Source organism: Methylobacterium isbiliense (assembly GCF_022179325.1).
Lineage (GTDB): Bacteria > Pseudomonadota > Alphaproteobacteria > Rhizobiales > Beijerinckiaceae > Methylobacterium > Methylobacterium isbiliense.
Genome location: NZ_BPQQ01000067.1, coordinates 131,802 through 141,787 on the forward strand (window position 1 = coordinate 131,802; position 9,986 = coordinate 141,787).

Consider the following 9,986-nt stretch of genomic DNA (forward strand, 5'->3'; position numbering starts at 1 on the left):
GCCCTCACCGTTGCGCCAGCTTCCCCGTCCCCGGCTCCTGCATCGGCCGTGCCCCCATCGCGACCGGCGACGGGCTGACGAGGCTGCCCGGGCGCACCCGCTGCAAGCCGTTGACGACGATGCGCTCCCCGCCCGACAGGCCGGAGGTCACCACCCGCAGGCCGTCGACGGCCCGCCCGAGCGTCACGGCGCGGAACTCGGCGCGGCTGTCCGCGCCCACCACGAGGACGAACTTCTTGTCCTGATCGGTACCGACGGCCCGCTCGTCGACGAGCAGGAGCCGCTCCGGGGCCGCCTGCCCGAGCCGCATGCGCGCGAACTGTCCGGGGATGAGGCGCCCGTCGCCATTGGCGAAGGAGGCGCGGACCCGGACCGTGCCGCTGCGCGCATCGACCTTGTTGTCGATGAACTGCAGCCGGCCCTGGGAGCGGACCCCGTCGGCCGTGACCATCTCGACCGGGATGCGATCGAGCTTGCCGCGCCCGCCGGACGGACCGGCGATCGACGCGAGCGCCTTCAGGATCACGGTCTCGTCGGCGTCGAAACTCGCGTAGACGGGGTCGATCGAGACGAGCGTCGTCAGCACGGGCGCGCCCGCCCCGGTGGCTACGAGATTGCCGGGCGTGATCTCGCGACGGCCGACGCGTCCGCCCACGGCGGCCCGGACCTCGGTGTAGCCCAGGTTCAGGCGTGCCGCCGCCAGCGTCGCCTTCGCCGCCTCCAGGCTCGCCTTGGCCTCCTTGAACGCGTTGGCCCGGACGTCGAGGTCGCGTGCCGTGACGATGCGCTGGTCCGACAGCCGCTGCCCGCGTTCGAGATCGCTCGACGTCAGGGCGAGCCGGGCCTCGGCCCCGGCGACCTGCGCCTCCAGGCGCTGGACCTCGGCCGCGTAGGGCGCCGGGTCGATGGTCACCAGGAGGTCGCCGGCCTTGACCAGTTCACCCTCGGTGAAATGCGTGGCCTGGATCGCGCCGCCGACGCGCGCCCGCACGTCGATGCGGTCGACCGCCTCCAGGCGCCCCGAAAATTCGTCCCAGAGCACCACGTCGCGCGGCTCGACGGTGGCCGCCGCCACGGGAACCGCCGGCTCCGCTGGCGCCGTCGCGGCGACGGCCGACGCGCCGGAGAGCATCGTGGTCGAGACGACGTGGTAGGATGCGCCCGCCAGGATCGCGACCGCGAGGCCGGCGCCGATGCGGCGCCGGACCCGGACGCCGGGATGGGAGGTGTCACGCTCAAGAATCACGAACGGCTCCGACATCTGTATAGGTTGCTACACATGTCGGCATGGACGCCGGGCGTCAAGAGACTTATCTACCACTCGATACAAAAGTTGGAGCCAGCGGACAATGGTGATGGGGCGGCCCCGGTCCTTCGATACGGACAAGGCCCTCGACGAGGCGATGGAGGTGTTCTGGCGCCACGGCTACGACGGCGCGAGCCTCGCCATGCTCACGAAGGCGATGGGCATCAAGCCGCCGAGCCTCTACGCGGCCTTCGGCAGCAAGGAGGGCCTGCTCAAGGCCGCGCTCGACCGCTACGCGCAGAAGCGCTCGGCGCACATGCGCTACGTTCTGGCCGGCCCCACCGCCCGCGATGTGGCGGAGCGGTTCCTCAGCAGCATCGCCGAGAGCCACACCGATCCGGCCAATCCCCCCGGCTGCCTGCTGGTCCAGGGCGGGCTCGCCTGCGGGGCCGGGTCGGAGAACATTCCCTTCGAACTGGCGGCGCGCCGCGCCCAGACCGAGACGGAGCTGCGGGAGCGGTTCGTGCAAGCCAAGCAGGACGGGGACTTGGCCGCGGACGCCGATCCGGCGGCGCTGGCCCGCTTCCTCTCGACCGTGGCCTCGGGCATGGGGGTCCTGGCGTCGTCCGGCGCCGATCGCGACGCTCTGCGCGAGGTGGCGCGGGTGTCGCTGAGCGCCTTCACGACCTGCCACGCATCCGTCAGCGGCCGTCCCTACGATGAGCGGCGCGCGCCGGCCCCGATCGTGTCGCCGAGGGAGAGCTCGTAGCAGCCAAGCCCGACGAGCCGCCCTGCCACCGCCGCTCAGGCCTCCGGCGCCACGCTGCCCTCGTGGGGACAGCCGAGCACGCAGGAGACGTAGCCCCGCAGCGCGATATCGGCGGCGCGGGCCGCGTCCGCGACGCCTGCGACCTCGACGCCCTGTCGCGCCGCGCTGCCCGCAGAAGCCCGATCGCCCCGGGCGGCCTCTTCCTGCCCGGTGCGCCCGCCGGACCGCCGATGATGCGCGTTCACATGGCGTCTCTGGGCGACCTGGGTTTCGCCCGGTTCATGCAGGAGGCGGGGCTCGGCTGAAGCGTCGGCGCGACGCCGGCCACCATCGCGTCATCCGCGACGGCACGAGGACTGCTATCCTGCCGGGGCAGGGGGCAGGACGCATCGGCGCCTGGACGGACCGTCGGCAGGTCATCAAGCGAGAGAGGCAGCGTGAGCAACGCGAAGGCATGGTCAGTGCAAGGGTCGGAGCGCCCGCTCGAGAGCCGCTGGATCAGCGTGCGCGCGGACGATTGCGTCACCCCGTCGGGCGCCACGGTGTCGCCGTTCTACGTCCTGGAATCTCCCGACTTCGTCAGCGTGCTCGGTCTCGACACCGAGGACAGGGTTATTCTGGTGCGTCAGTACCGCCATGGTTTCGGGGGCCTGTGCCTCGAACTGCCCGGCGGATTGGTGGATCCGGGCGAGACCGACCTGATCGCGGTGGCAGCCCGGGAGCTGCAGGAGGAGACCGGCTACGCGGGCGGCGACCTCACCCACGTGGCGACGCTGAGCATCGACCCGTCGCGCTATGCCAACCGCCAGCATCTGGTGCTTGCGCGCCATCTCATCGGCGGGCCGCCCAACCCCGACGCGTCGGAGGACATCGAGGTCGTGCGGGTTTCGCGCGAGGAGGCGCGAGACCTTGCCCTCTCCGGCGGCATCGCGAATGCCGCCCATGTCGGGCTGCTGCTGATCGGCCTGTCCCGGGTGTCCTGACCCTATCGTCCGCGGACGCGCTTGGTCAGGGTTGGGTGCCCTTCTGAACGAACGGGTCGTCCGCGCCCGCCGCGCCGCGCGGTCCCGCCTCGGCCTGGCTGCCGCGATCCCGCTCGTGACCCGGGGCGCTCCCGATCGGGACCGTCCCGTCCTGACGGCGGTCGCTGCCGTCCACGCGCACCGTGTTGCTGGCCATCCCGTGCTCGATGTCGGCGCCCTGGGTCGCCATGCTGCGCTCCAGCCCCGGCTGGCTCACCGCTCCGCCCTTCGCTCCGCCGAGATAGCCCGAGCGCTCGGTCTCGCGCGCGGGCGGCGCAGGAGCCGGCGGCCTTGCCGGAACGACCGACCATGCGTCCTCCGGGACGCGCCGGAGAATGTAGAACGCGAGGAGCCCGGGCAGCCCGCAGGCAAGAATCAGGAAAAGAATGAAGCCCATCGCCGCCACTCCTGATCGGTACGTCCCCACCTCGACGACAAACGATCGAGAGCGAAAACCCGTTCCGAACGTTCAAGCGAGACGAGATGACCAGCAAGGCTGCGAGTGTAGCAATGAAGCCGTAGCGCCAATACGCGCGATGAGCGCGCCGGATCGCGGCCGGAGGCGCCTGCTGCCGGCCGTCCCGGAACCGCAGCCTATCTCCGGCCCCGGCCGGCATTCCGATGACCCGCGTCGGAGGCTAAGCAGGAGCGGGACACGAGGGGGATTCGAGCGATGGCGGCCGTCCGGACGGTAGCGGAGCTGGAGCGCATCTACGGCGCATTCGGAGCGGTGGGCGAGGCCTCGACCGCGAAGGTCGCCGACCACATCACGCCGCACTACCGGCGCTTCATCGAGGCCGCGCCGTTCCTGGCCCTGGCCACGTCCGGACCCGAAGGCCTGGATTGCTCGCCGCGCGGCGACGTCCCGGGCTTAGTGCGCATCGCCGATCCCCGGACCCTGCTGCTGCCCGACCGGCGCGGCAACAACCGGATCGACAGCCTGCGCAACGTCGTGCGGGATCCGCGCGTCGGGCTGATGTTCCTCATCCCGGGGATCGGCAACGCCATGCGGGTGAACGGCCGGGCGGTCATCGAGGACGATCCGGCGCTGTGCGACAGCTTCGCGGTGGAGGGCAAGGCGCCGCGCACCGTGATGGTGATCGCGGTCGCGGAGGTCTACTTCCAGTGTGCCCGTGCGCTGATTCGCTCCGGCCTGTGGCAATCCGACCGTCACGTCGACCCCAAGACCTTGCCGACCCCCGGGCTGATCCTGGCCGAGATGAGCCGCGGTCGCGTCGGCGGAGAGGCTTACGACAGCGCCTGGGCCGACCGCGCGCGACAGACGATGTGGTGACGGCGAACCGGCAACGCTCCATCCAGCGGTCGGTGCACGCGCCGCCGTGCCGTTCCGCCTCGCATCCTGGCATGATCGGCGCCGGCCCTTAGATCCGGAGGGCAGATGATGGATCGGAGACGCCGATGTTCGTCGAGGGCGGCTGGAAACCAGCCTGGGAGCCACCACCCCGCGAGCCCCGGCTGACGAAGGGCCAGGAGCGGGTGATCCTGTGGCTCATCGTCGTGAACGTGCTGCTCCTGTTCGTCGCGCCGATCGGCGGCGCGACCATCATCCACGCCGTCCTGGCGATGCTGGGGCGCGGCTAGGATCCGGAGCCGATCCGCCGGTGGCATCGCTGCAACGAATCGCATCCACCGCGACGACGGTTCGGAGAGGATGCGGCGACGCGGCCGGGCGCCAGGACCGGCGGCGGTTGCCGGCCGGGGAGATCGGCCGCACTCTGATCGACCCGGCCGCCTGTGCGGGCGGCGGCCCGCGGGCCGGACGGGGCGTTGCGCGCCCCGACGGTCCGAGCCGGGCGACTCCCCAGCGCGGCCGGTGGGCAAAGCCATGAGAGACACTCCCTCGGCGGAGGTGCGGGGCGCCCGGGCCGCGCAGCCGCCGGCCGACCCGTTTCGTCTCGGCTCCGACGCGGTGCTGGCCGCCCTGCACGTCGAGGCGGGAGCGGGGTTGAGCGCGCGCGCTGCTGAGGCCCGCCTGCAGCGATGGGGCCGGAACGAACTGCGTGCCGCCGAGCCCGTGCCGGCGTGGCGCAAGGTCCTCGCGCAGTTCACCGACATCCTCGTCGTCCTGCTCCTCGTGGCAGCCGCCGTCTCGGCCGGGCTGTGGCTCTACGAGCGGGAGGCCGGCCTTCCCTACGAGGCGTTGGCGATCCTCGCCATCGTGATCCTCAACGCCGCGATGGGCTACGTTCAGGAGGCCCGCGCCGACAGGGCCGTCGCGGCCCTGCGCCGGATGTCGGCCGCACAGGCGCGGGTCGTGCGCGACGGGACCGTCCAGGCGATTCCGGCGGCGGACCTCGTGCCGGGCGATATCATCCGCCTGGAGGAGGGCGATACGATCCCGGCCGATGCACGGCTGATCGAGACGAGCCTGCTGCAGACGATGGAAGCCGCCCTGACGGGCGAGAGCCTGCCGGTGTTGAAGGACGTCGCGCCTGTCGGCGGCGCGGCGGAACTCGGCAACCGCAGCAACATGGTGTTCACCGGCACGGCGGTGGCGAGCGGCCGCGGCGTGGCGGTCGTGACCGCGACAGGGATGCGGACCGAACTCGGACGCATCGCCGGGATCCTGCGGGAGACGCCGGACGAGAGCACGCCGCTGCAGGTCGAACTCGATCGCGTCGGCAGGCGCCTCGGGCTCGTGGTCGCCGGCATCGCCGTCGTGCTGATCGCCACCATCGTGGCGGTCGAGCCCGTCCGCGACGTCCATGCCTTCCTGGGCGTGCTCATCCTGGGCGTGGCCCTGGCGGTGGCGGCGGTGCCCGAAGGCCTGCCGGCCATCGTCACCGCGGCGCTCTCGCTCGGCGTCCAGCGCATGGCCCGGCGCAAGGCGATCGTGCGCCATCTCGCGGCGGTGGAGACCCTCGGCTCGGCCGACGTGATAGCCTCCGACAAGACCGGCACGCTGACCTGCAACGAGATGACCGTGCGCGTCGTCGCGACGGCGAGCGGGCGCACGGAGCTGGGCGGCAGCGGCTACGCTCCGGTCGGGCCGCTCTCCCACGCCGGCGCTCCGCTGGCTGAGGCCCTGCAAGCCGAGGTGCGGCAGGCGCTCCTCGCCGGCGAGCTGGCCAACAACGCCGTCCTGCAGGAGCGCGACGGGCGCTGGGTCGTCGAGGGCGACCCGACCGAAGGGGCGCTCATCACTGCGGCGCGCAAGGCGGGATTGGAGGCCGGGCCGGTCGCGCAGCGCTTCGTGCGCCTCGCCGAGATCCCGTTCTCGTCCGAGCGCAGGCTGATGAGCACGGTGCACGGCGAGGCCGATCCCGACGCGCCGCTCCTCGTCGCCGCGAAGGGCGCCCCGGACGTGGTGCTCGCCCGCTGCGCGCAGGAATTCGTCGGCGGGCTTTGCCGCGCGCTGACGCCCGAGCGGCGCAGCGCGATCACGGCCGTGACCGAAGCCCTGGCGGGGGAGGGGCTGCGCAGCCTCGGGGTGGCCTTCCGGCCGCTCGCCCGATCCAGCCTCGGCGGCGCAAGGCCGGACGGGTCCGTCGAGCAGGATCTCGTCTTCCTCGGCCTGATCGGCATGACCGACCCGCCGCGCGCCGAGGCGCGCGAGGCGGTCGCACAGGCGCGGGCGGCGGGCATCCGCCCGATCATGATCACGGGCGACCATCCGGGCACCGCCGCGGCGATCGCCGCCGAACTCGGCATCGCCACCGAGGCCCGCGCGCTCACGGGGGCGGAGCTCGACACGCTGTCCCGGGAGGCGCTCGAGGAGACCGTGCGCACCGTCTCGGTCTACGCTCGCGTCGCGCCCGAGCACAAGCTGCGGATCGTCCAGGCGCTCCAGCGCAACGGCCTGACCGTGGCCATGACGGGCGACGGCGTGAACGATGCGCCCGCCCTGAAGGCGGCCGATATCGGCGTCGCCATGGGCCTGACCGGGACGGATGTGTCGCGGGAGGCGGCCGACATCGTGCTCGCCGACGACAACTTCGCTACCATCGTGGCGGCGGTCGAGGAGGGGCGGGCGATCTTCGCGAACATCCGCAAGTTCCTCTACTACCTCCTCTCCTCGAACATCGGCGAAGTCGCCACCATGGTTCTCGGGGTGCTGCTGGCCGGAGCGCTCGGGTTGACCGCCTCGGGCAGCGGCGAGGTCGTGCTGCCGCTGCAGGCGACGCAGATCCTCTGGATCAATTTCGTCACAGACGGCGCGCCGGCCCTGGCGCTCGGGATCGATCCGGCCGATCCCGCGGTGATGCGGCACCCGCCGCGGCCGCGCCGCGAAGGCGTGCTGACGCGCCGGATGTGGGAGGGCATCGCCTTCGTGGGCCTCGTGACCGCCTGCGGCAGCCTGTTCGTGCTCGATGCCTGCCTGCCCGGCGGCTTCATCGCCGGGGAGGGCACGCTGCCCTATGCGCAGACGATGACCTTTACGACCCTCGTCCTGTTCCAGCTCTTCAACGTGTTCAATGTCCGCTCCGACGACCGAAGCGCGGTCGAGGGTCTGTTTGGCAACCCCTGGCTCTGGGCCGCGATCGTCCTGTCGCTGCTGCTGCAGGCCGCCGTGGTCCATCTCCCCGTCCTGCAGCGGGCCTTCTCCACCGTGAGCCTGAGCGCGGGCGACTGGGCCTTCTGCACGGCCGTCGCCAGCTCCGTGCTCGTCCTCGGCGAAGTCAGAAAGTGGCTGATCCGTGCATCGCGAGGGGCGAGGCTGACGTAACGGGCCACAGGAACCGCGTGCCCGCGATCAATCCCCGAAGATCACCCGGCGGAAGCGCGCGAGCGCGACGGCGAAGTAGACGCTGCCCAGCGCCGCGAGGGCGAGCAGTTGCGGCCAGACGATGGGCAGCCCCGCACCGCGGTAGAGCACGGCCTGCGCGAGGGCGACGAAGTGCGGCGTCGGGCTGACGATCTGCACCACGACCTGCAGCCAGGCCGGCATGCTCTCCATCGGCGTGCTACTGCCGGAGAGGAGCTGCATCAGCAGCAGCACCGGGATCACCAGCAGGCCGAACTGCCCCATCGAGGTGGCGATGGTGCCGAGCAGGATGCCGAGGGCCGCGACCGCCAGGGCGTAGAGACCCGCCCCGAACAGGAACAGGGCGATCGAGCCGGCGATCGGCACCGCGAGCAGCCACTCGACGACGAGGACCAGCGAGAATCCGGCCCCCACCAGGATCACGAGCCCGTTGGCGATGACCTTGGCGAGCATGATCTCGACGGGCACCAGCGGCATCACCAGCAGGTGCTCCACCGTGCCCTGCTCGCGTTCGCGGATCAGCGCGGCCCCGGTGAGGATCACCGTGAGGAGCGTGATGTTGTTGATCACCTGCATCACGGAGGTGAACCAGCTCGTTTGCAGGTTCGGGTTGAACTTGGCGCGGGTCACCACCTGCACCGGGGCCGCGTCGGTGAGATCGCTGCGCGCGGCGAAGCGCGCGACCTCCTGGGCGATGATGGTCTGGATGTAGACCGAGCCGTTGCCGGCCTGGGTCATGGCCGTGGCGTCCACGTCGAGCTGCACCGAGGTCGGCCGGCCCGACAGCACGTCCCTCTGCAGGCGCGGGGGCAGGTCGACCACGAAGACGAGCCGGCCGGTATCCATGGCGGGATCGACCTCGGCGGGCGCGAGGGGCACGACCTCCTTGACCAGCGGCGGGTTGAAGGCGCTGACGATCTGCCGCGAGAGGTCGGAGCGGTCCTCGTCCACCACGCCGATGGTCAGGTTGCGCACCTCGGTCGAGGCGCCGGAGGCGACCGTATAGACGGCGATCGTGAAGGCGTAGACGAGCAGGCACAGCATGACCGGGTCCGCCCGGATGCTGCGCAGTTCCTTGACGATGAGGCGACGGACGTTCGCCGCGTGCGCCCGGATTCCGCGCGGCGCGGGCGCGGTCGATCGGGCCCGGGCGGCATCCGTCACCTCACGCCTCCTGCTTGCGCAGGAGCGCTTGCGACAGGACCAGGAACAGGAGCGCGAAACCCGCCAGTACCGCGATGTTGAGCCCCAGTGTCATGAAGGGCAGGCCCTTGGTGAAGGTGCCGGCCGTGACCGGCTGGTACCAGGCCGGCGGCAGCGAGAGCCCGATCAGCCGTGCGCTGCCCGAGAGTGAGGAGACCGGCACCAGCAGCCCGGAAAAATTGACGGCCGGGACGATCGACAGGAGCGCGGTGGCGAACACCGCCGCCACCTGGCTCTTCATGAAGGTCGAGATGAACTGGCCGAATCCGGTGGTGGCCGCGACGTAGAACAGCGTGCCGAGGACGAGGGCCGTCATCGAGCCCTTCACGGGGACGTCGAACACGACGAGCGCGACCAGCACGAGCAGCGCGAAGCTGATCATGGCGATCAGGATGTAGGGCAGCTGCTTGCCGACCAGGAACTCGAACTTGGTGACCGGCGTCGAGCGGAAGTTGGCGATCGATCCGGTCTCCTTCTCGCGCACCACCGCGATGGCCGACATGATGGCGGGGATCAGGATCAGCAACAGCATCATGACGCTCGGCACCATGGCGTTGACGCTGCGAAAGGCCTGGTTGTAGCGGAAGCGCGTCTCCACGCTCACGCTCCGGCCGGACGAGGCGGCGCCCGTGCGCGCGATGGCGAGCTGCTCGGCATACTGGGACGCCAGGCCGGTGACGTAGCCCCGGCTGGTCTCGGCCCGGAACGGCATCGCGCCGTCGAGCCAGACGGCGACCTCCGGACCCCGGCCGGCCAGGAGATCGCGGCCGAAGCGGGGAGGAATCTCCAGGGCGATCTGCACGCTGCCGCTGCGGAGGCGCTGATCGAGGTCCGGCGCGGAGCGGATGGGGGGCTCCTCGCTGAAATACCGCGAACTCGTGAAGGCCTCGACGAGCTGCCGGCTCTCCGGGGTGTTGTCCTGGTCGAAGGCCGAGAAGCGCAGGTTCTCGACGTCGAACGAGATGCCGTAGCCGAAAGCGATCATCAGCAGGATGGGACCGATGAACGCGAAGGCGATGC

General features: G+C 71.3%; 10 protein-coding genes. 5 read left to right on the forward strand and 5 right to left on the reverse strand.

Going from position 1 to position 9,986, the window contains the following annotated elements:
* Positions 1-4 precede the first annotated feature (4 nt).
* A complete protein-coding gene (locus MFF61_RS25575; protein WP_238240479.1) occupies positions 5-1,261 on the reverse strand; it encodes an efflux RND transporter periplasmic adaptor subunit in 1,257 nt (418 codons plus the stop codon).
* 88 nt (positions 1,262-1,349) lie between these two features.
* On the opposite strand from MFF61_RS25575, the gene MFF61_RS25580 reads away from it, so the two are divergent.
* Positions 1,350-2,015 (forward strand): TetR/AcrR family transcriptional regulator, encoded by a 666-nt coding sequence (locus MFF61_RS25580; protein ID WP_238240481.1) that lies wholly within the window; start codon positions 1,350-1,352, stop codon positions 2,013-2,015.
* Between the two features lie 35 nt (positions 2,016-2,050).
* Here the strand turns inward: MFF61_RS25580 and MFF61_RS34140 are convergent, their stop codons facing one another.
* Positions 2,051-2,260 (reverse strand): hypothetical protein, encoded by a 210-nt coding sequence (locus MFF61_RS34140; protein ID WP_435404783.1) that lies wholly within the window; start codon positions 2,258-2,260, stop codon positions 2,051-2,053.
* A gap of 192 nt (positions 2,261-2,452) precedes the next feature.
* On the opposite strand from MFF61_RS34140, the gene MFF61_RS25590 reads away from it, so the two are divergent.
* Positions 2,453-2,998 carry an NUDIX hydrolase gene (locus tag MFF61_RS25590; RefSeq protein WP_238240483.1) on the forward strand — a complete coding sequence of 182 codons (546 nt, stop codon included), beginning with the start codon at positions 2,453-2,455 and terminating at the stop codon, positions 2,996-2,998.
* A 25-nt stretch (positions 2,999-3,023) separates the two neighbouring features.
* Here the strand turns inward: MFF61_RS25590 and MFF61_RS25595 are convergent, their stop codons facing one another.
* Positions 3,024-3,434 (reverse strand): hypothetical protein, encoded by a 411-nt coding sequence (locus MFF61_RS25595; RefSeq protein WP_238240485.1) that lies wholly within the window; start codon positions 3,432-3,434, stop codon positions 3,024-3,026.
* A 276-nt stretch (positions 3,435-3,710) separates the two neighbouring features.
* On the opposite strand from MFF61_RS25595, the gene MFF61_RS25600 reads away from it, so the two are divergent.
* The 3 genes from MFF61_RS25600 to MFF61_RS25610 all read left to right on the forward strand — a co-directional run bounded on the left by MFF61_RS25600 (position 3,711) and on the right by MFF61_RS25610 (position 7,724).
* Positions 3,711-4,331, forward strand: coding sequence for a pyridoxamine 5'-phosphate oxidase family protein (locus MFF61_RS25600; RefSeq protein WP_238240488.1), 621 nt, complete (start codon positions 3,711-3,713; stop codon positions 4,329-4,331).
* A gap of 125 nt (positions 4,332-4,456) precedes the next feature.
* A complete protein-coding gene (locus MFF61_RS25605; RefSeq protein ID WP_238240490.1) occupies positions 4,457-4,639 on the forward strand; it encodes a hypothetical protein in 183 nt (60 codons plus the stop codon).
* A 244-nt stretch (positions 4,640-4,883) separates the two neighbouring features.
* Entirely contained in the window at positions 4,884-7,724 is a 2,841-nt protein-coding gene (locus MFF61_RS25610; RefSeq protein WP_238240492.1) for a cation-translocating P-type ATPase, read from the forward strand.
* 27 nt (positions 7,725-7,751) lie between these two features.
* On the opposite strand, the gene MFF61_RS25615 is transcribed toward MFF61_RS25610, so the two are convergent.
* Positions 7,752-8,927 (reverse strand): ABC transporter permease, encoded by a 1,176-nt coding sequence (locus MFF61_RS25615; protein WP_238240494.1) that lies wholly within the window; start codon positions 8,925-8,927, stop codon positions 7,752-7,754.
* Position 8,928: 1 nt separating this feature from the next.
* A partial coding sequence (locus tag MFF61_RS25620) for an ABC transporter permease (RefSeq protein WP_238240496.1) occupies positions 8,929-9,986 on the reverse strand: 1,058 nt, incomplete at its 5' end.

What these genes read in the sequence shown, in the direction of transcription:
- MFF61_RS25575 (WP_238240479.1), bottom strand. Translation starts at nt 1,261, where the DNA reads ATGTCGGAGCCGTTCGTGATTCTTGAGCGTGACACCTCCCATCCCGGC.
- MFF61_RS25580 (WP_238240481.1), top strand. Translation starts at nt 1,350, where the DNA reads ATGGTGATGGGGCGGCCCCGGTCCTTCGATACGGACAAGGCCCTCGAC.
- MFF61_RS25595 (WP_238240485.1), bottom strand. Translation starts at nt 3,434, where the DNA reads ATGGGCTTCATTCTTTTCCTGATTCTTGCCTGCGGGCTGCCCGGGCTC.
- MFF61_RS25600 (WP_238240488.1), top strand. Translation starts at nt 3,711, where the DNA reads ATGGCGGCCGTCCGGACGGTAGCGGAGCTGGAGCGCATCTACGGCGCA.
- MFF61_RS25605 (WP_238240490.1), top strand. Translation starts at nt 4,457, where the DNA reads ATGTTCGTCGAGGGCGGCTGGAAACCAGCCTGGGAGCCACCACCCCGC.
- MFF61_RS25610 (WP_238240492.1), top strand. Translation starts at nt 4,884, where the DNA reads ATGAGAGACACTCCCTCGGCGGAGGTGCGGGGCGCCCGGGCCGCGCAG.